This window comes from Acetobacterium wieringae, from assembly GCF_026646375.1.
Taxonomy (GTDB): Bacteria; Bacillota; Clostridia; order Eubacteriales; family Eubacteriaceae; genus Acetobacterium; species Acetobacterium wieringae_A.
In genome coordinates, this window is the sequence record NZ_JAIPPU010000004.1 from 172,617 (window position 1) to 196,993 (window position 24,377).

General features: G+C 44.2%; 19 protein-coding genes and 1 riboswitch. Of the genes, 5 read left to right on the forward strand and 14 right to left on the reverse strand.

Going from position 1 to position 24,377, the window contains the following annotated elements; translation table 11 throughout:
- Positions 1–203 precede the first annotated feature (203 nt).
- The 7 genes from Q7P33_RS05600 to Q7P33_RS05630 form a co-directional block, all read right to left on the reverse strand.
- The gene (locus Q7P33_RS05600; RefSeq protein ID WP_303868244.1) at positions 204–839 is read right to left on the reverse strand and encodes a YigZ family protein; all 636 of its coding nucleotides are present in this window, start codon (positions 837–839) and stop codon (positions 204–206) included.
- A 2-nt stretch (positions 840–841) separates the two neighbouring features.
- Positions 842–2,656, reverse strand: coding sequence for a GTPase HflX (gene hflX, locus Q7P33_RS05605; RefSeq protein ID WP_303868245.1), 1,815 nt, complete (start codon positions 2,654–2,656; stop codon positions 842–844).
- Between the two features lie 355 nt (positions 2,657–3,011).
- Entirely contained in the window at positions 3,012–4,172 is a 1,161-nt protein-coding gene (gene thiI / locus Q7P33_RS05610) for a tRNA uracil 4-sulfurtransferase ThiI (protein ID WP_303868246.1), read from the reverse strand.
- Between the two features lie 17 nt (positions 4,173–4,189).
- Positions 4,190–5,356: a cysteine desulfurase family protein gene (locus Q7P33_RS05615; RefSeq protein ID WP_303868248.1), complete on the reverse strand. Its 1,167-nt coding sequence runs from the start codon at positions 5,354–5,356 to the stop codon at positions 4,190–4,192.
- Between the two features lie 45 nt (positions 5,357–5,401).
- Entirely contained in the window at positions 5,402–5,935 is a 534-nt protein-coding gene (gene dcd, locus Q7P33_RS05620) for a dCTP deaminase (protein ID WP_070370070.1), read from the reverse strand.
- A gap of 138 nt (positions 5,936–6,073) precedes the next feature.
- The gene (locus tag Q7P33_RS05625; protein WP_303868250.1) at positions 6,074–8,443 is read right to left on the reverse strand and encodes an endonuclease MutS2; all 2,370 of its coding nucleotides are present in this window, start codon (positions 8,441–8,443) and stop codon (positions 6,074–6,076) included.
- Positions 8,444–8,459: 16 nt separating this feature from the next.
- Positions 8,460–10,949: a U32 family peptidase gene (locus Q7P33_RS05630; protein WP_303868251.1), complete on the reverse strand. Its 2,490-nt coding sequence runs from the start codon at positions 10,947–10,949 to the stop codon at positions 8,460–8,462.
- A gap of 224 nt (positions 10,950–11,173) precedes the next feature.
- On the opposite strand from Q7P33_RS05630, the gene Q7P33_RS05635 reads away from it, so the two are divergent.
- Entirely contained in the window at positions 11,174–12,448 is a 1,275-nt protein-coding gene (locus Q7P33_RS05635) for a glycosyltransferase (protein WP_303868253.1), read from the forward strand.
- Positions 12,449–12,538: 90 nt separating this feature from the next.
- Here the strand turns inward: Q7P33_RS05635 and Q7P33_RS05640 are convergent, their stop codons facing one another.
- The 5 genes from Q7P33_RS05640 to Q7P33_RS05660 form a co-directional block, all read right to left on the reverse strand.
- Positions 12,539–13,153 (reverse strand): HdeD family acid-resistance protein, encoded by a 615-nt coding sequence (locus tag Q7P33_RS05640; protein ID WP_303868256.1) that lies wholly within the window; start codon positions 13,151–13,153, stop codon positions 12,539–12,541.
- A gap of 37 nt (positions 13,154–13,190) precedes the next feature.
- Entirely contained in the window at positions 13,191–13,625 is a 435-nt protein-coding gene (locus tag Q7P33_RS05645) for a C-GCAxxG-C-C family protein (protein ID WP_303868258.1), read from the reverse strand.
- A gap of 133 nt (positions 13,626–13,758) precedes the next feature.
- A complete protein-coding gene (gene metK, locus Q7P33_RS05650) occupies positions 13,759–14,937 on the reverse strand; it encodes a methionine adenosyltransferase (RefSeq protein ID WP_303868260.1) in 1,179 nt (392 codons plus the stop codon).
- A gap of 94 nt (positions 14,938–15,031) precedes the next feature.
- Positions 15,032–15,127, reverse strand: a riboswitch (SAM riboswitch).
- Positions 15,128–15,247: 120 nt separating this feature from the next.
- The gene (locus Q7P33_RS05655; protein ID WP_303868262.1) at positions 15,248–16,429 is read right to left on the reverse strand and encodes an aminopeptidase P family protein; all 1,182 of its coding nucleotides are present in this window, start codon (positions 16,427–16,429) and stop codon (positions 15,248–15,250) included.
- A 15-nt stretch (positions 16,430–16,444) separates the two neighbouring features.
- Positions 16,445–16,930, reverse strand: a complete 486-nt coding sequence (locus tag Q7P33_RS05660; RefSeq protein WP_303868264.1) for a small multi-drug export protein — start codon at positions 16,928–16,930, stop codon at positions 16,445–16,447.
- Between the two features lie 151 nt (positions 16,931–17,081).
- On the opposite strand from Q7P33_RS05660, the gene Q7P33_RS05665 reads away from it, so the two are divergent.
- The 4 genes from Q7P33_RS05665 to Q7P33_RS05680 are packed head-to-tail and all read left to right on the forward strand — an operon-like array spanning position 17,082 to position 21,449.
- Positions 17,082–17,792 carry a tRNA 2-thiocytidine biosynthesis TtcA family protein gene (locus tag Q7P33_RS05665; RefSeq protein WP_303868267.1) on the forward strand — a complete coding sequence of 237 codons (711 nt, stop codon included), beginning with the start codon at positions 17,082–17,084 and terminating at the stop codon, positions 17,790–17,792.
- Between the two features lie 51 nt (positions 17,793–17,843).
- A complete protein-coding gene (locus Q7P33_RS05670; RefSeq protein ID WP_070370080.1) occupies positions 17,844–18,530 on the forward strand; it encodes a response regulator transcription factor in 687 nt (228 codons plus the stop codon).
- On the forward strand, positions 18,530–20,338 hold the full coding sequence (locus Q7P33_RS05675; RefSeq protein WP_303868269.1) for an ATP-binding protein: 1,809 nt from the start codon (positions 18,530–18,532) through the stop codon (positions 20,336–20,338). Before Q7P33_RS05670 ends, Q7P33_RS05675 begins: the two co-directional genes overlap by 1 nt.
- The gene (locus Q7P33_RS05680) at positions 20,319–21,449 is read left to right on the forward strand and encodes a hypothetical protein (protein ID WP_303868270.1); all 1,131 of its coding nucleotides are present in this window, start codon (positions 20,319–20,321) and stop codon (positions 21,447–21,449) included. Before Q7P33_RS05675 ends, Q7P33_RS05680 begins: the two co-directional genes overlap by 20 nt.
- 70 nt (positions 21,450–21,519) lie before the next feature.
- Here the strand turns inward: Q7P33_RS05680 and pyk are convergent, their stop codons facing one another.
- Both pyk and Q7P33_RS05690 read right to left on the reverse strand, forming a co-directional pair.
- Positions 21,520–23,262, reverse strand: coding sequence for a pyruvate kinase (gene pyk, locus Q7P33_RS05685; protein ID WP_303868271.1), 1,743 nt, complete (start codon positions 23,260–23,262; stop codon positions 21,520–21,522).
- Positions 23,263–23,419: 157 nt separating this feature from the next.
- Entirely contained in the window at positions 23,420–24,376 is a 957-nt protein-coding gene (locus tag Q7P33_RS05690; protein WP_303868272.1) for an ATP-dependent 6-phosphofructokinase, read from the reverse strand.
- Position 24,377 lies beyond the last annotated feature (1 nt).

Sequence of the window (24,377 nt, forward strand, 5' to 3'; positions counted from 1 at the left end):
CGATATTTTTATTCTTTGTTTTAAACTAAAATACATTATTGTATTCATGCTAATTTAAAACTCAGTATTAATTTTTTACTATGGCAATTATATCCAACTTTTTGGCATTTGTAAAGGGTTTCGCTCGTTAGTTATTTATCTAACGATGCATCTCTTTCGAAACCTTTTACTTTATAACAACAACGGTTTTAGAATCATTGTTGTTATAAAGTAAAAACAACATCCACAAAAGCTGGTTCACCACGAATAATCTGGGCAGTGCCATTGGTTTTATCCTCGATCCAGGCTAAGAATTCGCTTGTATCCGCCACCGGTATCTGAAAAAAAAGGGTGACATTTTCGCCAAAATCTTCATTTACCGGAATCACCTCCCGTTCCACTAAACCGTTGCTCAAACCCCCATAGCTGGAGTAACTGACCACCACTTCCAATTGATCTGAAAACTGCTTCTTGATCATGGTACAATGATTCAGGACATCACTGGCGCCGCCGCCATAAGCTCGGATCAGGCCGCCAGTCCCCAGCTTCACGCCGCCAAAATAGCGAATGACCACCACCAATATATCTTTGAGCTCACGATGATCAATGACCTCCAGAATCGGTTTTCCGGCGGTGCCGGAAGGTTCGCCGTCATCACTGGCTTTTTGACGCCGGGGATTAGTGTTAAGCACATAAGCCCAGCAGACATGGGTGGCCTTATAGTGCTTCTTGCGGATTTCAGCCAGAATCGCATCTGCTTCCGCTTCGGTTTCAATATGAAAAACCATATTGATAAAGCGGGACTTTTTGACTTCAATCTCCGTTTCATCAGAAATTAATACTGTTTTATAATCTTCCACACTTATACCTCTGTCACCTGATACTTTTCAAAAATATGGGTTGGAAAATCATCAGTCATTTCGATGGTCACCAAATTGCCATCTGTCTGATAATCGATCTCCAAAACCACCTTCATCTCATGCAGAAGTGCCAGAGATCTATTGTCATCATAAGGGATCAGCAGCTGCATTTCCCATTTTTCTCCTACCAGCACCCGATTGATAATTTCAAAGAGGCTCTCGATTGCCATTCCTTCTTTCGCCGAAATATACAGTGCGAGTTCCTCAACCGCCACCTGATTCTTTAGCAACAAGGCATCCTGTTCTTCCAGAGTCAGCTTGTCAATTTTATTATAAATCATTATGACTTTTTTATTACCGGCCCCAATATCTGAAAGCACTTGATTGACCACCTTGATCTGAGCTTCATAATTATGATTGGACACATCCACCACATGCAGTAGCAAATCAGCGGTTTCCACTTCCATCAACGTGGTTTTAAAGGCCTTAATTAAGTCATGGGGCAGTTTATCAATAAAGCCGACGGTGTCTGAGACCAAATACTCCCCATATTCGGAATCAACCTTTCGCAGGGTCGAATCGAGGGTAATAAAAAGACCGTCTTTAGTCACCACTTCACTTTGAGTCAGCCGATTAAACAGGGTACTCTTACCAGAGTTGGTATAACCAATTAAGCTGACCGTTTTAATTTTATTTTTGCTGCGCTGGACAGCGTTAAGCTGATTACTTTTATTGATCCGTTCAATCCGGGCTTCCAGCTCTTCTAACTGTTTGCGGATATGGCGGCGATCCGTTTCCAGTTTCTTTTCACCGGGACCCCGGGTACCAATACCGCCGCCAGTCCGGGACATTACAATCCCGAGACCTTTTAGATGACTCATCCGGTATTTCTGCTGGGCCAGCTCCACCTGAAGCTTGCCTTCTTTGGTTTTGGCATGACGGGCAAAGATATCCAGAATAATGGTGGTGCGATCGACAGTTTTGGTGCCGGTGGCAGCTTCAATGTTGGCAATCTGCCGGGAATTGAGTTCGTCATTGGCGACAACCAGGTTAATGTCATGATTCTGAATCACCTTGATCAATTCCTGGAGCTTACCTTTACCCACATAAAAAGTTGGATCGATCTGACTTTTTGACTGACAAACCACTTCCTCCACAATACCGCCGGCCGTCTTAACCAGTTGCCGTAATTCTTCCATCGAATCCACCAGTTCAATGCCCTTATTTCCCGGCAGATCCAATCCGATCAGTAATGCCCGTTCCTCTTCATCCTCAGTATCGAAACAGTTATTCGGGTCATCTTTAATAAACCGGTCAGCCAGCAGGATATAGTGTTCCAGCGGAAACTTATTCAGTTCCTTCAGCGTTTTGAAAAGGCCCTGACCATACTCCATGGTTCCTGCTTCCACCACCGGTACCCCAATGCTAAAGCTGGTCGGTATTTTTTCATCGACACCGATGGCAATAATGCACTGGAGGCTCTGTTTTTTAGCCGCCGAAAAATCTTCGGCCGACAGCCGCGGATTACCACCGGGATGGGTGTGAATGACCCGGTATTTATTGAGAGCCTTGACATGGTAGAGCATTTCCGCATTGCCGATATTAACGGTGGATGCATCACCAATATTTACCCATTGAACCCGGTTTTTATCATTGGTGCAGATCAACACCTCTCGTTTCGTAATCAGGGTCAGCCGTTTTAAAATTTCCAGAACGTATTCATCCAGAAGTACCTGATTTTCCATTTGATAACCAATCAGGTCGTTCAGTTCATTGATATAGCTTTGGCGAATGCCACTTTTATTATTATCTGCCATTATTTTTTCCTTTGATTTATTAGGGTGTCTTATTATAACACAAAAACCAGGCAAAAGGATTGCCTGGTTTTATGTTATAGACAAAGGGCTAGCGTAGTACCGACAATTGTTACATCATGTTGTGTGCCTCAAGGCGAACAGTTGCGGACAATTCGTGTTTGCTTACTCAACACTGATTTTGCAACTGTACGAATTGCGCAAAAGCAATGAGCTAATCACAAGCTTGCATGTAGTTGGCGACTGCTCGCGACTTATGAGAAAGTAGCGTAGCGAATTTCTCATAGTGTGCGCTTACAACAGATTAACAAGGGTCTGACCCCTTGGTCATTGGTCGATACGGGTGTTTAAGTTTCTCCTAGAGTTTGACCACTTCGGATTCGGCCACGGCGGTTTCCATCATCGCACCCATCATTTCCGCAATTTTTTCTTCGGAGCGGAGCATCTCCGAAACCTTGGGTTTGGTTTCCGGATGTTTGGGCACAAAAATGGTACAGCAATCTTCGTAGGGCAGAATCGAAGTTTCAAAGGTGCCGATGGTTTCGGCAATTTTGACAATTTCGGTTTTATCAAAACCAATCAGTGGTCGAAAAACCGGCAGCTCGGCTACCGCATTGGTAGCTCCCAGTCCTTCCATTGTCTGGCTGGCCACCTGCCCCAGACTTTCTCCGGTAATCAGCGCCTTGGCGCCTTCGTTGTGAGCAATCATCTCAGCAATCCGCATCATGTAACGACGCATGATGATGGTGGTTTGCCGTTCCGGGCACATCTCCACAATTTTGGTCTGGATCTCAGTAAAAGGCACTACAAAAAGTTTGATCTTGCCACAATACTGGCTCATGATTTTAGCCAGATCAATAACCTTTTCCTTGGTCCGGTCACTGGTGAAAGGGAAGCTGTGGAAATAGACCCCGATGACTTCCACCCCCCGCTTGGCCATCAGATAGCCAGCCACCGGACTGTCAATCCCGCCGGACAAAAGCAGTGCTGCTTTACCGCTGCAGCCCACTGGCAAGCCGCCGTTACAGGGGATAAACTGGTGATACATATAGGTTTGTTCGCGAACCTCCACCCACAGATTCAGGTCTGGGTTATGAAGATCCACCGTAATCCCTTCAATGTTGTCCAGAACTACTTCGCCCAGACGGCAACACAGATCCGGTGATTTAATCGGGAAGGTTTTATCCCCCCGCTTAGCGGTAATCTTAAAGGTTTTTATTCCTTCGGTGGACCGCACCTGTTCAATGGCATTTTCTTCAATTGTCTTAATTTCACTGTCAATAACAATGGCCGGACTGATGGACACAATCCCAAATACTTTTTGCACCCGTTCCATCGCCCGATCCAGATCTTCATCACTCACATTGACAATCAGACGTCCCTGAATTTTTTTAACTTTCGCCGATGGTAAACTTCTCAGGGTATTTCGAATATTTTTTGCCAATAATTCGATAAAATAATTTCGGTTCAACCCTTTCAGGGCAATCTCCCCATAGCGAACCAGAATAACATGTTCCATTAATTTTTTTGCTCCTGTCATCTATTTTTGTTTGGCTTAATCAACAGCCGCAAGCTACTGACTGCCTGGGCAATGGCGGCCACTGCTGTTTTAACATCATCGTTGGTAATGTCTTTTGAAAAGCTAATGCGAATGGTTCCTTCTTTGTATTCTTCGGCCAGCCCGATGGCTTTAAGGACATACTGTTTCTCCTTTTTATGCGACGAACAGGCTGAGCCGGTGGAAACAAATATTCCCTTGGATTCAAGGCTGTGCAGCAGTACTTCGCCCCGAACCCGGTTAAATGAAACATTAAGTACATAGGGACTGCCGTTAGGATCACCGTTGATTTTGATGTCATCAATTTTTGTCTCTAATTCATTGATAAAGTCAGTACGCAAGTTTCGGATCGCTTCATACTCTTCCATAAATGCGTCACTTCGTAAACGAATGGCTTCACCAAAGCCAACAATCCCCGGAACATTTTCCGTGCCTGAACGAAGATTGTTTTCCTGTCCACCTCCCCGTAGCAGGGGTTTAATGTCGATACCTTTTTTAAGATAAACGGCACCCACGCCTTTTGGCCCGAAAATCTTGTGACCAGACAGAGTCAGGGCATCGAGCATACTGGCCTTCACATCGATGGGAATTTTCATAAAACCCTGAACAAAGTCAGCATGAAAAATACACTTGGCATTAACCGCCTTAACGATTTTGCCAATCGCTTTGAGATCCTGAATGGTTCCCAACTCGTTATTTACCCCCATAATACTGACCAGAATGGTATCTTCATTCATAGCCGCTTGCAGCTTAGTTAAATCAATATGTCCCTGAACATCAACTCCTAGAACCACCACCTCTATCTGATGGTTCTGATAAAAGGTAAACACATCCAGTACCGAGGGGTGCTCGATGGCTGAGGTGATAATCCGCATCCGCTCCCGTTTTTTATTCTCCACCACCCCCTGAATAATCATATTGTTTCCTTCTGTCCCACCGGAGGTAAAATAGATTTCCTGGGTTTGACAGTTCAGGTTTTTAGCGATTAATTCCCGAACTTCCTTAATGGCTTGTTCACTGCGAATCCCTAGGCGATGGAGGGATGAGGGATTCCCATAATTGTTAATCAGGGTGTCCGTCATCTTTTGCGCAACCTGGGGATGAACCCTGGTAGTTGCTGCGTTATCTAGATATATTTCTTTCATTGTATCGTTCCTTCTCTCACACGATCCGGTCTTTGGCAATTTGAATTAGCATTCCTCATCCAAAAAAATCCGGCTTCCCACTGCTGAACGCTGGCCCTGATATTTCCCCTGATAGGGGTTTAATGCCATATCGTCCATTTGGGCAAAAACCAGCTGGCAAATCCGTCGGCCCTTTTCCAGTTTAATCGGTAAACGATTGGCGTTATAAAGCTCCAGGGTAATCTCTCCTTCAAAACCCGGGTCTACCCAACCGGCATTCTGAATAAATAACCCCATCCGACCGATTGAGCTGCGCCCTTCCACAAAGGCAGTCAGATTGCAGGGTAGCTTGATGTATTCCATGGTGGTTGCCAAAAGAAAAGAATTAGACGGAATAATGATTTCATCCGCTTCCATGGAAATATACTTAATTTCATCTGTCAAGGACATAGCCTCAAAATTATTTTCATCCAGCTTTAAAAAACTGGTTCCCAAACGAATGTCCACCGAGGCTGGCTGTACTTGCCCCTGTTCCAATGGATCAATGACCAGCTCCCCACTTTCCAGATATTTATAAATGGTTTTATCCGATAAAATCATAATTCCTCCAAAATTCAATAGGTCTGCAAAATTTTCCCACTAATTGTATTATTAATCGATGTTTCTGTCAATTTTTTGCAAAACGAGTCCTCTGCTTCATGAACATTATCGCTTCGACTGGATCACTTCGCCTCATGCCTAGAGATTGACAATGGTTACCCCAGAGCCGCCTTCGTTCATGGCCCCCAAGCGAAAATCTTCAATCAGCGGGTTTGTTTTTAAGTATTCATGAATAATCTCCCGGAGCCTGCCGGTGCCTTTACCGTGAACAATCACCAGCTGCTTGTTGCCTGAAAGCATCGCATCCCCAATCATTTTATCCACCAAAAACAAGGATTCTTCGCCATTTTTCCCACGAAGATCAAGCTTGGTCTCCATCACATGACGCTCGACCTTTTTAAAGGTCACCTTTTTTTCTTCCGGCTTGGCCAGGGTCGTTGAAATGCTCAAATCCCCGACATCAACCTTCAGCTTAATCATCTCAGACTGAACCATGGCTTTATTCTCGTTGGGAATCAGGTTTAACACCTCTCCCTCACGACGCAGGCTATTGATATAAACCTTCATCCCAACACGCAGGTCATCCATTTCTAAAGCCGCCCCCTGATAATCTTTAGGTCGGCTACCAAACTGATAGAGATTTTTCTCTTTTTCTTTGATCCGCTTGCGAATCGCTTCCAATTCTTTATTGTCTTTGATCGATGCAGTCGTCGTTTCCTGAATGGTTCGAATTTCCCGGTAAATCTCTTCGGTCTCGGCTCGGGTTTTCTTAACAATTTCCATTGCTTCTTCCTGGGCTTTTTGCAGCAGTGCTTTTTGTTCATTTTCAAATTTCTGCTTTTCCTGATCCATTTGGCGTTTCAGCGCTTCGGTTTCCTGCTTCAGGCGAATAATGGCATCATGCTCCGCTTCAGTGCGACGCCGCTTTTCATCAATTTTAATCAGGGTTTCTTCAAAGCGAATGGCTTCATTCTTAATCAGCTCCCGGGCATTTTCAATAATTTCCTCACCCAACCCCAGGCGAATGGCAATTTCAAAGGCATTGGATTTTCCCGGCACGCCGATTAACAGGCGATAGGTGGGCCGCAGCGTTTTGACATCAAACTCGACGCTGGCATTGACAACCCCCGGGGTGACCAGGGCGTATTCCTTGAGTTCGCTGTAATGGGTGGTGGAGACACTGGTTACCCGACGTAGATGAAGGGCATTTAAAATCGAAATGGCCAGAGCGGCTCCTTCGGTCGGGTCGGTACCAGCACCCAGTTCATCAAATAATACCAGTGAGTTATGATCAGCCTTATTCATAATTGTCACGATATTGGTCATGTGCGATGAAAAGGTACTCAGGCTTTGCTCAATGCTTTGTTCATCCCCGATATCGGCAAAGATATCCCCAAAAATCCGGGTTTTGCTGCCCTCCCGAACCGGGATAAACAATCCGGACTGTACCATCAAATTCAATAGTCCGATGGTTTTTAATGAGACCGTTTTTCCCCCGGTGTTGGGCCCAGTGATCACCATTGTATCAATGCCTGCGGAAAAATATATATCCGAGGCGACAACCTGGTCTTCAGGAATCAAGGGATGTTTGGCTCTAAGCAGCTCAATGGCCCCGGTTTCCGAGACACTGGTGCGGACTCCATTAATGGTCAAACCATACTTGCCCTTCCCAAACTGAAAATCCAGATCCACCAGCACATCATAATTGCAGATAATTTCATCCCGCAAATCAGCGACTTTCTGAGTCAGATCTTTGAGAATCCGGGTGATTTCGTGTTCTTCTTCGGTAACTAGAATTTTAATATCGTTATTCAGTTCCACCACTGCCATCGGCTCAATAAACAGGGTTGCTCCACTGGCCGATTTATCCAGTACAATTCCCGGCACCTGGCTACGGTATTCCTGTTTAACCGGAATGACATAGCGATTGTTCCGAATCGTCACGATTTTTTCCTGCAGGACTTTTTCATAGGTGGTAGAACTAATCATTTGATTCAGTTTTTCAGTGATCCGCTTGTATTTAAACTGCATCTCCCGTCGAATCCGGGACAGCTCACGAGAGGCGTTGTCGGCCATTTCTTCGGGTCCCAGGATTTTGCGGCTGATTTCTTTTTCCAATTCTTCACAGGGTTCCAGTGAGGTAAACAGATCCTTGAGCAAAACAAGGGTATCCATCTGGGTGTCCCCATGATAATAATTATCCATATCCCGAGCAATCCGCAGTAACGTGGCGATCGACAACAGCTCTTTCATTGACAGCATCGAACCAATGGCTGCACGCTTGACATAATCACTCGTGTTTGGTACATCTGCCAGCGGTGGCCGACCATTGCGAAGGATCATCCCCAGACTTTCATTGGTTAAATCAAGGGCTCGATTAACTGCTGCCAGACTTTCTTGCGGCAACAGATTCTTTGCCTGATCCTTCCCACCCTGAGTGACGCAATGTTCACCCAGGCTTTTTAATATTTTATGATATTCCAAGACCTTTAAGCTTCTTTGATCCATGTATTATTTCACTCCTCTATTTTACGCCTCGTCTAAAACTCCCCCGGGTGGTTCCTTCAGTTCCCAACCCTTCGGGAAGACCCCAATGCTTGTCATAAATTCCCTGTCGGTAATAACTGATGATGGTTCTTAACTTTTCGATATTTTCGTTATGGTAGTAGATGCGCCAGGTGTCAACGGACTTCAATTCAAGGATTTCTTCTCTAAAAAATAGCGTGTCGCCATTATAGACATGAATCAAGCCCTGATCATCCCGCTCCACCGGGAAACTGAAACCCCGCTCATCGAGCAGTTTACCGGACATCTCCCGATGACACAAACCAGTTGTTCCTTTTTTCTTTTCCAGACAATTTTTGCAGCCAAACAGGCATTTTTTACTGACCATCAGCTCCTGAACACCATAAACAGGTAACACCATATCAATCTCAGAATGCTCGGTAATTTCTTGTAACTCGGTTTCAATAAGTTCCGGCGATAACACGGCACCACCAACACCCCACTCTTTTAATGCCCGAGTTGCCAGGGTATTAAACACGTTAAACGACAAATCGGCCTCCACATAAGATGATGTTTTATTCAGCAGTTGCAACGCTTCATAATTACCAATTAAAAAGCCATCCTGATTCAACTCTTTTTTTAATAATTGTCGCACTTTTTTAGTCATCTGGTCATCCATAATTTTAGGCGTCTTCAATAAAACTTTAATTCCCCGATCCTTCAAGCGAGCAGTCTTTTCTATTACCCCTTCCCCCAACAAAGGTAACACAACCTGATCCAATCCATCCAATTGCATTAAAACGTCGTCCATCGGCATTTTTTCAAATGCTAATGAAACCTGTTTTTTTGCGCCAACTAATTGTAGTTTTTTAAACCGCTCCGATTTGACAAAAAGTTCTTTTTCCAATGGCACACTTGTAATGGTCGCATGTAACAAATCGGGATTGACCGCATTTTTTCGTGTGTCTGCCAGCTTCTGTGTCAGTTTAATCAGTACTTCTTTACGCAAGGTGTTTAACTGACTACGGGATAGAAAAACCTGATCATCCAATTCCATGGAAATGATACCAAGTTCGAAGCCAGTGCCACCGATCCGGGAAATTTGCTCCCGCACCATCGCCTCATCAATGGGATTTTTTAGTGGTGCTTCGGGATAAAAATCAGCACGATATGTGACTGCGCACCCCTGTGCAGAAGCGACTATTTCTGCCGGTTTATCGAGCTTCAGGAACAGTTTGAAATTGATTGTCGAGGCTGGCTGATCAAGCGAACGGGAGCCCCGTTTTGTAAGACTGTCCATCAAGTTTTTATCGAAATTTTTGTATAGCAGTGTTCCCGGCGAAACCCCATAGCGACAGGGAATGACCACGGTTTCGCCACCAGAACCCCGTTCACACCGGCGACCCGACGGAGTGAAAATCGCATCGACTCTGGTTCCTGTTTTGCCGTCCTCGCCAAAGGATAACCCATCCCCAACATTGAGTTGCACATCCTCATAAAGACGAATCCCCAGCGGTTGATAGGTGCTTTTATGATTTGTATTTTTGGCAGTTTTAGCAAGACTGACAACCTGACCAATTAAAACACCCCGGTTCTTACCCACCTGAGCATTGAGAATATCTGCTTCATTAAAAAGATGGCCCCGGGTGAAATCCCGGTTAAACACCTGCATGACGGCTCGATTATCGATGGTTTGATCAACCTCATCTCCGGCAGCAGCATCGATGCCTTCCCGATAAGCCCGGGTGATTCCATAAACATATTCCGGTGTTTTCATCCGTCCTTCTATTTTTAAAGAATCCACGCCAGAAGCGCTAACGACCGGAAGCGCATCCAAAATATTTAAGTCCTTGGGACTGATAAGATAGCCTTCCTTTACCAGACGAGCGTTCTCATCAAAGAGTTGGTAATGTTTCCGGCAGGGTTGGGCGCAGAGCCCCCGGTTACCGCTACGGCCGCCAATCATACTGCTCATCAGGCACTGACCGGAATAGGCATAGCACAAGGCTCCATGGGCGAATATTTTTAATTCAATTCTGGTTTTCTTTTTAATATCGGCCACCTGGGCTAATGCCATTTCTCGAGGCAACACCACCCGGGAAAAACCAAGTTTCTGAAAAAACAGTACCCCTTCCAACCCATAAACGGAAGCCTGGGTACTGGTTTGCAGTTTGAATTCCGGAAAATAATGTCGAAGTAGATAAATCAACCCGATATCCTGAACAATCAAGCCATCCAGGTTAAGGGTTTTTAAAAAATTAAGCGTGTTGACCACTTCTGCCATTTCACAGTTTTTGATTAAAATATTCAAGGTGACATAAACTTTCACCCCATGTCGATGACATAGGGTGACCGCCGCCTTTATTTCTTCGTCCGTCATGTTTTCGGCATTACGACGGGCATTAAAGGATTTGCCACCAAAATAGACTGCATCTGCGCCGCCGTTGATGGCTGCGATCACCGCCGCCATGGTTCCGGCCGGAGCCAACAGTTCTGGTTTCTTATTCATTTTTACCTCATGTTCCTATTAATCGCTGTTTCACGTATCATCTATGCAATTGATTATTATAACATATCGAGATAAAATAAAGAAGATTTGAAATTCTTTTAATCATTTACAATAAAGAAACTAATCTTCTTGATAAATCAGGGTAAAAAAAGTATGATAAGAAAAATGTTTTGTTCTGGTATGATTTTAGAAGTGAAACTGAAATGCAGAGAAAGGGGTCGTTCATGAAAATTTCGATCTTAACATTGGGAACTCGAGGTGATGTCCAACCTTTTGTCGCTCTGGGTCAAAAAGCCCTTGAACACGGACATCAGACCGTCATCTGTACCGGAAAAAAATTTAAACCCTTCGTTGAGGCAACTGGAATAGCATATCAGGAAGCTGCCAGTGATCTGATGGCAATGCTTGAAACCGCTGAAGGACAGATGGTTTTTAAACATGCCCTGCGCCATCCATTCCGTACCAAAAAATATCTCGATGAAGTGGTCAATCCAAATTTTCGAAAGACGTTGGATCAGTTTTATGAAGCCGCCAAGGGGACAGATGTGATCCTCTATCATCCCAAGGCCTTCGGTGCTCCGGATATTGCTGAAGCTCTTGACATTCCCTGTATCAGCATTCCCCCGGTACCAATCACCTTACCAATTGATGAATTCCCCAACCTGGCCATCTCTCCGACTAAAAATCTGGGAAAACACTTCAATCGCTGGACCTATTCGGTGATGGCTCAAGCCGAACGGTCAAGTATCAATGAAGTCAATGATTTCAGAGAAAAAACCCTACATCTGCCCAAACGAAAAAGCGGACTTTATACTTTTTCTCTAAACGATCAGGCGATTCCGATTATTTATCCCATCAGTAAGTCCTTATTTCCGGAAGTATCAAGCTGGGAGGGCCGGGTTCTGACGCCAGGCTTTTTTTATCTTGATTCCACCGCCGAGCAACTTGACTCCAGCCTCACGGCATTTTTAAGTGCCGGATCAGCGCCTATTATCATCTCATTTAGCAGTATGCCCCTTAAAACGCCTGAACAATTCATAAACTGCTTACAGGAAGCTCTTCTTGCCACCCATCAACGGGGCATCCTATTAACCGGCAACAGTGGTATTCGCTTTGATGCGGATGCCGATTTGCTGACCATCGACACAGCGCCCCATTCGCTGTTATTTCCCTATGCAAAAGGAATCGTTCATCATGGTGGTGTGGGAACGATGGCCGCCGCCATCAAAAGTGGCAAACCGCAGCTGATCATCCCTTTTTCGGTGGATCAACCCTTTTGGGCCAATCGCCTTTTTCGACAGGGGTATGCCCTTAAACCGCTCAAGGAAACTCAGATCACCACACGCGCTCTGATCCAACGCTTTATTCAATTTGACGAAGAAGCCGTTAAATCAAAGGCCCAGGCCCTCAAGACCATCATTGATCAGGAAAACGGAACAGAAACAGCCCTTACATTTATCGAGAACCATTGTCGAAGTAACAAAAAAAGTCATCGATAAAACAATTTTAGCGTGTTCCCCAACTAAAAAAAGCAGCTCCGGTTCTTCACCCAAGCTGCTTTTTTTGGTTGATGACATTATTCAATCATTTCATTCAACATGATAATCCTCAAACCCTCTTTTGACCTTTTTTATTTGGGTAAAGGCTCGTTTCATACCAATTGACTGAATCATTAAAAATATACCAAAGATGGCAAACGCAACCCCGACAATTATCACAATCAGATTGGCTGGACCCATCGGATTTATAAAGGCATAAATTCCAAAGGCAATAAATCCCACCCCAAGCACGATTTTTGCAATTCTGCCGGCAGATCCGGAATTTGCGGAAATAATCAGTAGAAAAATCCCGGTAATAATTGCCCAGATGCCGATAATGATAATAAAAAATGAGACGATCACATTGGGCACCAGTAAAAAAATAGCACAGATAATCAGATCAAAGATGCCTCTGCCCAGGCTAAAGCCAACCTCAGCACCGTATTTGCTACGCATCACCAGGGCTGAGATAATATAAATAATCCCCATGATCCCACGATAAACGCCAAAAACAAAGACCAACAGGGTAATGGCCTGATTGCTAAAAAAGATGGCAAAGATACTCAGTGCAACAAAACAAAGCCCATCCAGTAGCATCAGCCACCACTTGCCATACGACCGTTCCAACATATCAATACCCAGGGATCTCGCTTCACTTTGATTCATCTGACAACCTCCGTCATTTTTTTGCTATAATCTATCTTTACTCTTTTTCCAATGTTGCAACGACCCGATCAAAAACCTGACCCGCCCGAAGCTTAACCGGATTGCAGGCTTCCACCTCATCCCGATGGTGTTTTTTGATATAGTCACAATTCAGACTACCAAATTCTTTCTCAAATTCTTCCACTAGAAACTTAGCTGCTCGTGTCATTTTAGCCTGGTCTGATGGTCTTTCTTCAGTATATAAAGCGCCCAGAGCTGCCAGTGAACCAGAAAAGGCACCACAGGTTCTTTCAGAATAAAATCCAGCCCCAAAACCTTGGAGCAGTCGAAAACTTTCCTCCGGAATTTTTAACTCATATGTATCATTGGCCGCCCGTAACAAAACCTCGGCACAATTCATATGATACTGGGGTTGTTCTTCAACCGGTTTGTCTTTTCCAAAGGCATTATAACTATCAATCGCTTCTTTCATTTTCTCCTCCGTTTTTTACTTTGCGGGTGATTCGGGGTACATCCTTATTTCTGCGCTTTTTTGATATACCCCTAATTAATGACATAACACACGAATCAATAAAATTCTGCTTTGATCTACGGTTATTTTTATTTTATCGATCGTTTTTCAGTTTTTCCACCATGTCCAGTCGTTCCCAGGGCAAATCCAGATCTGGGCGACCAAAATGGCCATACGCTGCAGTTTGTTTATAGATCGGGGCTCGCAGACCAAGGTTTTTTATAATCGCTGCTGGTCTTAAATCAAAATGTTTTTGAATCAAGGCAATAATCCGATCATCTTCAATTTTTCCGGTTCCAAAGGTATCAACATAAATTGACACCGGTTTTGCCACCCCAATGGCATAAGCCAATTCAACTTCACATTTATCAGCCAGACCAGCGGCGACAATATTCTTCGCCACATGTCGGGCGGCATAGGCTCCAGAGCGATCGACCTTAGTGGGGTCTTTCCCGGAAAATGCCCCGCCACCATGACGACCGTAACCGCCATAGGTATCAACAATGATCTTCCGACCGGTTAATCCACAGTCTCCCTGAGGGCCGCCGATAACAAAACGACCAGTGGGATTAATAAAATATTTGGTTTCAGCATCCAATAATTTGGGATCAATGACCGCTTTAATCACTTTTTCGATCATATCTTTTTCAATGGTTTCTGATGAAACATCAGCGCTGTGCTGGGTCGAAATAACCACCGTATCAATTCGAGTCGGAATGCCATCATTGTATTCCACGGTTACCTGAGTTTTTCCATCAGGACGTAAATAATCAACAAGATTATCTTTGCGGATATCGGTAAGTCGCTTGGCCAGCTGATGCGCCAGAGAAATTGGCAATGGCATCAGTTCCGGGGTTTCATTGCAGGCAAAACCAAACATCATCCCCTGATCTCCGGCACCGGTAGCCAAATCCACCTCATTGGCCTCACCTTTTCGGGACTCCAATCCCTCATCCACACCCATGGCAATATCAGCCGATTGTTCATCAATGGCTGTAATAACTGAACAGGTATCGCAGTCAAAACCATATTTTGCCCGGTCGTAGCCAATCTCCCGGACGGTGTTGCGGACCAGTTTAGGAATATCGACATAGCAGGACGTCGTGATCTCACCTGCAACCAACACCAAACCGGTGGTAACCAATGTTTCACAGGCAACCCGAGCCATCGGATCCTGCTCGAAAATTGCATCTAAAACGGCATCAGAAATCTGATCACAAATCTTATCAGGATGCCCCTCTGTTACCGATTCTGAGGTAAATAATTTTTTCATTTTGTTCTCCTTTTTTATTCTGTAATGTCTATTTACCTGATACTTAAATCACGAAAAAAGCCTCGTCGGATGACGAGGCTAATGTTCACATTAAATCCCATCATTGCGAAAATATCGCAGGTATTGGCACCATGCACATGCTGGTTGCCGGGTTTCATCGGGCCTGTCCCTCCACCTCTCTGGATAGGTAAATATTCAATTACTTTTTCTAAATCATACACATCATTATTTTTTTTGTCAAGCATTTTATTACTGACTAAAGTTTTTGGCAAGTATGTCCACAATTTAATTTAGGCAAATCAAAATATCGCTACAAAACTTCACAGCCGCTATCAGTGATCACCACATCATCCTCAATCCGAATCCCGAGACCCCGTTTTTCCAGGTAAAGCCCCGGCTCCACTGTCATGACCATACCCGGTGCCAGGATCAGATCTCCGGCTGGCCGGACATCGTGGGTATCCAATCCCAATGGATGTCCAATTCCATGATAATAAAACTCTGTGATATCATTGTTTTCGGGAGCAAAACCGGCACGGCAGCATTTTTCCAGGAACAACTCTTTGGTCAGATTCTGGAGTTCTTTTAGTACAGCGCCCGGTCGATAGGCTGAGATCATTTCCTGTTGAACCGCATCAACAATTCGGTAGAGTTTTTCCTGGTCAGTTGTCATTTCCCCATTTATCGCAAAGGTACGGCTGATATCACCACAATAGCCCTCAACCCGAGCCCCCAGATCCAAAAGCACCAGCTCACCAGCTTTTAACGGACAACGATTGGACACATAATGTAAAACGGTGGCGTTTTTTCCCGCTGCTACGATGGTTTCAAACGCCACGCCTTCGGAGCCCTTTTTTTTGACAAAATACTCAAAAAAAGCCGCCAGTTCATATTCGTAGGTGCCTGGTTTGATCAAGAACTTCATCTCCTCAATACCTTGTCTGGTAATGGCATTGGCTCGTGTAATGGCACAGATTTCTTCTGGCGTTTTAATCAGTCGCATTGCTGCCAAAATCGGATGCAAATCCTTTATTTCACACTGCTTTAAGGCTTTTTGGAGCTCCTGATCTTCGGTTTTAAAACTTTGATGTTGGGGTGATTTAAAATCAAAATACAGAAACTGACTGGATGATTTCAGGCCAATCGCTTGGGGTAGCTCTTTGATATAAGAGACTTCATCAATACCTGAAACCGCTTTTGCTTCCACACAGGTGATCTTTTTACCCACCCACTTTTCTTTCAGTGGATCCGCGGCTTCAATAAAGAGCTGCCAGGACAGATCCCCGTGATGATCTTTGATCGCCACCAGAACGACCTCCGGCTCACGAATCCCGGTTAAATAATAAAAATTATTATTGGCAAAAAAGGGATAGTTGGCATCCTCCGTCATTGCGATTTCCCGGCCGGAAAACAGTATCGCCAGGCTATTGTTTTCCAATTGTTCTGCCAGCTTTTTTCTGTTTTCAATATAAAAACTTTGTGATAGTGCCATTATTATTCCTGCTTTCTAAAATAGAGACAGCCCACCGGCTACCAATGCAGTGACAATAATTCCTGCCGTTGCCGATCCCAAAGCAACTGAAATCATACTGTGTTTAAAATCCAGTCCGATGAGCGAAGCTGCCAGACACCCTGTCCAAACCCCGGTTCCCGGCAAGGGAATCGCAACAAAAATAAACAAGCCCCAAAACTCATACTGTGTCAGTTTATCCGATTTTTTCATTCCTTTGGCAATAATCCAATTGGCCATTTTCCCGAATATTTTAGTCCCCGACATCCATTTAAGAATCGCAGGAATAAACATCAAAATAAATGGCGCCGGGATAATGCTCCCGAGAACCCCCAATAGATAGGCTTGCAGATATGACATATTATACGCTAAAATTGCCAGGGGAATGGCCCCGCGCAATTCGACTATCGGAATGGCTGAAATAACGATGATCTCCAGCCAATCCGGCAAAAATGCCAAAAAATTAATAATTGCCTGTTGCATATAAACAAATCTCCTTTTAATCTCTCCAGTTAAGTGTTAGAATGACTATAGAATGCCATTAAGTCTCTATTGTACCTTTTATGAATGATTTTGACAAGCTTCGATTAAGGGAACACTTACTTTGGCATCATGATAAACACAGGAGCATTCAATGAAAAAAATTCTTGGCCCCCTACGTCGAGGGGTTGAAAAATATCAAATGATAAAGCCCGGTGACCGCATTGCTGTCGGTTTGTCCGGCGGTAAGGACAGCACAGCATTATTGGTCGCCATGAAGCGCTTTCAGCACTTTTCTCCGGTACCTTTTGAACTGGAAGGTATTACCTTGGATATGGGTTTTGAGGGCATGGATCTGACTCCATTGATCAATTTATGTGCCCATCTCGATATTCCCTATACCATTAAAAAAACTTCCATTGGCCCCATCGTTTTTGAAGAACGGCAGGAAAAAAATCCCTGCTCACTCTGTGCCCGGATGAAGCGGGGTGCCCTCCACGACCTGGCGATTAAACGGGGCTGCCGAACCATCGCTCTGGGTCACCACGCCGATGACGCGATTGAGACTTTTTTTCTCAGTCTGTTTTATGAAGGACGTATTAACACCTTCTCACCGGTGACTTATCTGGATCGAAAAGACATCACCCTGATCCGCCCCTTAATTTTTGTTAAGGAACGGGATATTGTCGGCGATCCGGAAATCAAAACCCTCCCGGTCATCCCGAGCACCTGTCCTGCCGATGGCCATACGAAACGGGAAGATATCAAAGTGATGATTAAAAATCTCCGCAAAACCATTCCGGATCTGGATGACCGGGTATTAGGCGCCATCCAAAATAAGGAACAGTTGAACTTGTGGTTTTAAACTCTAATTAATAATATTTTATTATAGTAACAAAAGAAAGCAGGTATAAAAATGAATGAAAAAATTCTCGTTGTCGATGATGAAGCGTCGATTGTTGATTTAATAAAACTGGAACTGGAATTTGAAGGTTATCAGGTGGAAACTGCCAGCGACGGTGTGGAAGCCGTCGAAAAAGCATTGGCGATTCACCCGGATCTGATTGTACTGGATATTATGTTGCCCAAGAAAAACGGTTATGATGTCTGTCGGGAGCTCTCCCCGCAACTCGGTGTTCCGATTATCCTTTTAACCGCTAAAACCGATATTATTGATAAGGTTTTAGGACTGGAACTGGGTGCAGATGATTATCTGACCAAACCTTTTGACAATCGGGAGCTGTTAGCCCGGATCAAAGCCCATTTGCGTCGTTCGAATATTACCATTGAGCCCCAGAAACAGGAATCGCTACTAAAAAATGGCGATTTGAGCATTTATGCCGATGAGCGGATGGTCATGCTGGACGGCAAAGAAATCCATCTCACGCCTAAAGAATTTGAATTGCTTTTTTTACTCGCCTCCAATCTGGAACAGGTTTTTCCCCGGGATACCCTGCTGGAAAAAATATGGGGATATGATTATTATGGCGATACCCGAACCGTTGATATGCATGTTCAGCGCATCCGCCGTAAAATTGACACCCAGGGCAATAAATACATCCAGACTGTTTTTGGAATTGGATATAAAATGAGGAAACTTTAATGCAACTAAGCTATCGGGTTCGAATGATTTTATACAACATTTTGCTTTTTGCTTTTGCATTTTTAATTGTTGTATTTTGCGTTTTTCAAGGAACCTCCTATTATTATATCAATCAAACTAAAGATGACTTACAAAAAACTGCCCAGGACTCCACCTTATTTATCAGCCAGGAGTTAAAAAATATCCAAAGCTCCGACCCTTTAAAAAATCGGTTTATCGGCAATAGTCTGTATCTCTCTAAAAGCATCTCTGAAAAAGAGAACCATCGGGTTCTGCTGTTTGACACAGAGGGCAATCGCATTGCGGACTCCGTCGAAGAAACGAGCATCAATAATATCCTTAGCACCGAACTTGAGCTTTCGTTGGCTGAGAATGCCCCGGTATTTACCCTCAAATCGATTAATGATGCCAGTATGGCTTATTTCACCGCCCCAATTACCATTGACAATACGATTGTTGGATACATTGGTTTTGTTTATTCGATGCATGAAATGGATACTTTTCTGCGTGTTGCCGGGATTCTTTTTGTGATTGGTGGATTGATTGGTCTGATGGTTCTAATCGTTGTCACCATGTCATTCTCGAAACACTTTTTTCAACCGATCAAAGATCTGACGAAAATCTCCAAAGAGATCAATCATGGCAATTATAATTTGACGATTTATTATAAGCACACCGATGAAATCGGCGACCTGACTCAGGCATTTAATGACATGGTTACCAATATTAACAATGTCATCCTGCAGCTGGAATCGGAGCGAAAACGGCTTGCCGGAGTTCTGGCATCGATTGATGATGGGCTTTTGGCCATCGATAAGAACGGCAATATCATCACCTCGAACAGTTACATTAAAACGTATTTCAACGTCAGCAATCCCAAAACGATTTATGACTTCCAATATCAGTCATTTTTGCGGGATATTTTTGATAGTCTTAAAAATGGCAAGGATCATATTTCTGAAGAAATTGACTGCAACAACCGGAATCTTTTGCTGATTGGCAGTCCGATCCGGGAAAAAGGTTTTGAAGAAAACTATATGATTATTATCCGTAACATGACCGCTGCCCGACATATTCAGGAAGAACAGCGAAAATTTATCAGCAGTGTTTCCCATGAACTGCGCACCCCGCTGACGACTATTATTGGCTATACGGATATGCTTACCCGTCGACAGGTGGCAGATCCGGAGATTATCAACCGCTCGCTTAACACCATCAACCGTGAAGGTCACCGATTATTGCGATTGGTTGATAATTTATTAAACGTGAATAAATTTGATAAAGCCGAGTTTGATTTTAAGAAAACGAATCTAAACATCGTTCTGCTGCTCTCCGACGTCGTAGAACAAATGCAGATTAAAGCCAGCCAGTCCGACATTGAAATTAATTATGTGTCTGACGAGCTTCCGGAAATTCTGGGAGATTACGATCGGCTTCAGCAGGTCTTTATCAATATTATTCATAACGCCATCAAGTACTCAAACCGCGGCGATATTATCGATGTTGTCTCCGCCATTGAAGATAACCACATCGTGGTATCCATCCGGGATTATGGTCCGGGGATTTCGGAAATCGAACAAAAGCGTATCTTTAATGCATTTTATCGGGTTGAAGAAGATCGCTCCCGGGGTTCTGATGAAGGTGGTTCCGGATTAGGTCTCTATATTGTCAAGCAGATTGTTGAAAAACACGAGGGGAAAATCGACATCGTCAGTCAGGTTGGCGAAGGTACCAATATTATTGTCACCCTTCCCATACTATCGGTTTTAATTTATGGAGGTGATCAAGATGAAAAAAACGCAAAATAAACTGTGCTTTTTTTGTTTCATCCTGTTAATCCTGATTACCAGCAGCGGCTGCCAGAACCTTTTTATTCCCACTAACGTTCCGGTTGTTTTACGCAATGATCCGGTCTCCAACAAGCCCTCCCCCCAGCAAATCAGCATTCAATCCTACACGATGGCGTCTCCCGGAGTGGTTCAGGACATCACCAATAGTGGCAACAATCTCGTTCTTTTCACCTTTGGTACGACCTATAACATCAACACCTATAATACCGAAACCATGCAGTTATCGGCTTTTGTCAATTCTGATAAAAAAGCCTTGAGTGCTCTGTACGATACCTTTGATACTGGCATCTATTATGCCGAGAAGCTGATTGATCCCATTACTGGCAATGTAGGTAGCCAGATTATCTGGTCAGATATCAATCAAAATACCACCCGGGTTATTTCCCTGCCCGAAGAAAATGTCATTCAACATTTTGGTATTGGCGATTCCGGTCAGGTGGTCTATGCCAACAACAACAACCAAATTGTCCTGGCCGACAGCGAGGGAAATCGAAAGGTTTACAGTGTCCTTAACAACTATAACATTTTGGCTGTAGACTTCATCAATCAGGAAAAGGGTTTTATCTTTATTGCCACCGATCCCCAAAACGAAGAGCGGACCAATTTATATTACGCCAAAATGAAAGATGATTCGAGCGAACTGGCTTCAACGATGATTGCCGAGAATGTGAGCAGTTTTGATATAAACGATTTAACCAATGAGGTTGTCTTTATTAAAAACAGCGGCGATGCTCAAACTATTCGTACCTGGAACACCAGTGCCAGTACCACAAATAGTATCGCCACTGGTAATTACAAGTCAGTCCGGTTTACCCCGAATGGGGAACGGATTGTCTTTACCCAAACGACGCCAAATTCCGATTCTTTACTAAAATCAATCTGGATCATGGATGCCAACGGTAAAAACCCACTCCAGCTTACTGCACCTCTTAATATCAATTCTGAGATTATCTGTCATCCTTACAAGTCGGTGCTTTTTTTCTCAGTCGAAAAAAGCTCTGACAGTATCAGTTCTGCTGATGAACACACCCTATCCCAAACCTATCAGCTTACTTACAAAATTGACTAACCAAACTTGTTCCATTAAAAAAGCGACCATATTTAAAATACGGTCGCTTTTTGCGCTTCACTGTACGGTTTTACATCATTTGAACCCGCCCCTGATAGACAACCCCACGTTTGGGGTCAACTGAGATCAGCTTACCATGTTCCAAAATCTCCAATGCTTTAACAACATTTACAATAACCGGAATATCATAATGAAGTCCGGCAATGGCACCTTCCGAACTGAGTCCACCTTCTTCAGTGATAATTGCTGAAGCCAATGGCAAGATCTGGCTCACCTCTGGTGTCAGGGTTTTTACCACTAAAATATCGCCTTCCCGGAAATCATCCAGGTTAGCCGCAGTAATAAGCTTGGCATGGCCAGTCACAGGTTTTTTGCCAATTCCCACCCCATTGATAATCGCATTTCCAACGGTATGAACTTTGATCATATTGGTATTTCCCTGAACGCCCAGTGGTACACCGGCAGCGACCACTGCCAGGTCACCAAATTTGACATAGCCCTGTTCGACAGCCTTTTTGACCACATCCATAATCATTGTATCGGTGTCACCAAACTCTGGCGTGTAGATACAATTGACTCCCCAAACCAGGGCCAACCGACGAACGGTTGTCACCTTATCGGTTACCGCCAGAATGCCACAATCCGGGCGGTATTTAGAAATCATCCGGGCGGTGTGTCCGGACGAGGTTGCCGCAATAATAGTCTGAGCATCCAGCTGTTCAGCAATCTGGCAGGCCCCCTCGCTAACGGCATTGGTAATGGTCAGCTCGCCATGATCGGGTTTCTTCCGGCGGGCATACTCCTCTGAATCTTCGCTTTTTACCACAATATTGTACATCGTCTTGACGGATTCAACCGGATAGGATCCAGCTGCGGTTTCGCCTGACAGCATCACAGCATCGGTTCCATCAAATACCGCATTGGCCACGTCGCCAACTTCAGCACGGGTTGGTCTGGGATTACGCATCATTGAATCCAGCATCTGCGTGGCTGTAATAACCGGTTTGCCCAGTAAATTGCATTTTCTGATAATCGTTTTTTGAACCAAAGGAACATCTTCAGCAGGAATTTCTACCCCTAAATCCCCTCTGGCGACCATGATCCCATCTGAAACATTAAGTATCCGGTCAATGTTCTCAACACCTTCCTGATTTTCAATTTTAGAAATAATGTCGATGCGCTCCCCGCCATTACGTTCCAAAACTTTTCTGATTTCCAGTACATCATGAGGCTTTCTGACAAAGGATGCCGCCACGTAATCAACCTTCTGCTGGATTCCAAAAATAATATCACTACGATCTTTTTCAGTCAATGCCGGCAATTCAATGCTCATCCCTGGAAGGTTAATACTCTTTTTGCTGCCCAGCGTTCCACCATTTAAGACGTTGCAAACCATCTCCGTGTCAAAAACGTCTTCTACTTCCAGTTGAATTAAACCATCATCAATCAGAATGCGACATCCTGGTGATACTTCATTGGGAAGATTTTCATGGGATATGCTGAATCGCTTTGCATCACCCTGAATTATTTCAGTCGTTAATGTTACCTTTTCTCCAGCCACCAATTCCACTTTTCCAGCACTTAGTTCTCCGGTCCGGATTTCCGGGCCTTTGGTATCCAACATAATCGCCACCGGAATTCCCAGCTCTTTCCGCACTTCTTTAATCCGCTGAATTCTTGCGGCATGTTCTTCATGGCTACCATGAGAAAAATTCAATCGCGCCACGTTCATACCATTGAGAATAAGTTCTCGCAGTATTTCTTTTGTATCTGCTGCTGGTCCTAATGTACAGACAATTTTCGTTTTTTTCATTTTCTACCTCTTTTCATATTTAATCTATATTATAAAACAACGGATGAGGCCGTTAAATCTCTACCAACATCGTTATTCGTTTTGTTGCAATCCTAGACTTATCTATTTTATTTAATTTCGAAGGAAATACCATAAACAGTGATACCAATGGTTCATTTTAAATTGATAATACCGAGGCCATATCGTAAATATCCTGACGAAAGATTTTTGGCATTTGCAGCGCTTCCTCAATGGGAATGCCCAAATACGACCCACAGCGCTGGGCCATCACCGTTCCGGTTTCTTTTTTGACAATGCTTAACACCGCATTATATCCCATAAAGCTGGCGAGATTCCGGTCCATATTGGAGGGTGAACCGCCTCTCTGGATATAACCTAAATTAGTGCCCTTGGTTGTAACCTGGGTTTTCTCCTCAATCTTGACGCAATAATCCCGGTAATTGCCGCACCCCTCTGCCAGCATTACAATACTGTGAAGTTTACCCCGATCTTTGCCCTGAAGCAAACGCAGGCAGATGGCATCCAGATCAGTTTCAACCTCCGGCAGAATCAAGGCTTCAGCCCCTCCGGATAATCCAGCAAACAGGGCGATATCTCCACATTTTCGCCCCATTACCTGAACCACATTAATGCGATTATGCGAGTAGGTGGTGTCTCTGATCTTACTGATGGCATCAAGAGCGGTTGTCACAGCGGTATCAAATCCAATAGTATAATCAGTAAAGCCCAGATCATTATCAATGGTACCAGGAATTCCCACCACACTCGCCCCCAGTTTCTGAAGTGCCAAAGCACCATTCATACTACCATCACCACCGATGACAATCAGGTGCTCAATCCCATACTCCTCGAGCACGTTGGCACTTTGCCGCACCCCGGCATCCGTTGCAAAAAAATCACTTCTGGAGGTTCGTAAAACAGTTCCGCCCCGTTGCAGAATGTCAGCCACCGAGTAAACACTAAGGGGTGTAATGTCCCCTTCCAGTAATCCGGAATAGCCCCGATTGATTCCGTACACCTCGATCTTATTATAAATTGCGGTCCGTACAATGGCTCGAATACAGGCATTCATTCCGGGTGCATCGCCTCCACTGGTCAAAACTCCAATTCTCATT

Coding starts and splice junctions, on each gene's coding strand:
- dcd (WP_070370070.1), bottom strand. CDS start 5,935: ATGATTTTATCGGATAAAACCATTTATAAATATCTGGAAAGTGGGGAG.
- Q7P33_RS05675 (WP_303868269.1), top strand. CDS start 18,530: ATGCAACTAAGCTATCGGGTTCGAATGATTTTATACAACATTTTGCTT.
- thiI (WP_303868246.1), bottom strand. CDS start 4,172: ATGGAACATGTTATTCTGGTTCGCTATGGGGAGATTGCCCTGAAAGGG.
- Q7P33_RS05655 (WP_303868262.1), bottom strand. CDS start 16,429: ATGGCACTATCACAAAGTTTTTATATTGAAAACAGAAAAAAGCTGGCA.
- Q7P33_RS05615 (WP_303868248.1), bottom strand. CDS start 5,356: ATGAAAGAAATATATCTAGATAACGCAGCAACTACCAGGGTTCATCCC.
- Q7P33_RS05660 (WP_303868264.1), bottom strand. CDS start 16,930: ATGCAACAGGCAATTATTAATTTTTTGGCATTTTTGCCGGATTGGCTG.
- Q7P33_RS05665 (WP_303868267.1), top strand. CDS start 17,082: ATGAAAAAAATTCTTGGCCCCCTACGTCGAGGGGTTGAAAAATATCAA.
- Q7P33_RS05640 (WP_303868256.1), bottom strand. CDS start 13,153: ATGAATCAAAGTGAAGCGAGATCCCTGGGTATTGATATGTTGGAACGG.
- Q7P33_RS05645 (WP_303868258.1), bottom strand. CDS start 13,625: ATGAAAGAAGCGATTGATAGTTATAATGCCTTTGGAAAAGACAAACCG.
- pyk (WP_303868271.1), bottom strand. CDS start 23,262: ATGAAAAAAACGAAAATTGTCTGTACATTAGGACCAGCAGCAGATACA.
- hflX (WP_303868245.1), bottom strand. CDS start 2,656: ATGGCAGATAATAATAAAAGTGGCATTCGCCAAAGCTATATCAATGAA.
- Q7P33_RS05630 (WP_303868251.1), bottom strand. CDS start 10,949: ATGAATAAGAAACCAGAACTGTTGGCTCCGGCCGGAACCATGGCGGCG.
- Q7P33_RS05690 (WP_303868272.1), bottom strand. CDS start 24,376: ATGAGAATTGGAGTTTTGACCAGTGGAGGCGATGCACCCGGAATGAAT.
- Q7P33_RS05635 (WP_303868253.1), top strand. CDS start 11,174: ATGAAAATTTCGATCTTAACATTGGGAACTCGAGGTGATGTCCAACCT.
- Q7P33_RS05670 (WP_070370080.1), top strand. CDS start 17,844: ATGAATGAAAAAATTCTCGTTGTCGATGATGAAGCGTCGATTGTTGAT.
- Q7P33_RS05680 (WP_303868270.1), top strand. CDS start 20,319: ATGAAAAAAACGCAAAATAAACTGTGCTTTTTTTGTTTCATCCTGTTA.
- Q7P33_RS05625 (WP_303868250.1), bottom strand. CDS start 8,443: ATGGATCAAAGAAGCTTAAAGGTCTTGGAATATCATAAAATATTAAAA.
- metK (WP_303868260.1), bottom strand. CDS start 14,937: ATGAAAAAATTATTTACCTCAGAATCGGTAACAGAGGGGCATCCTGAT.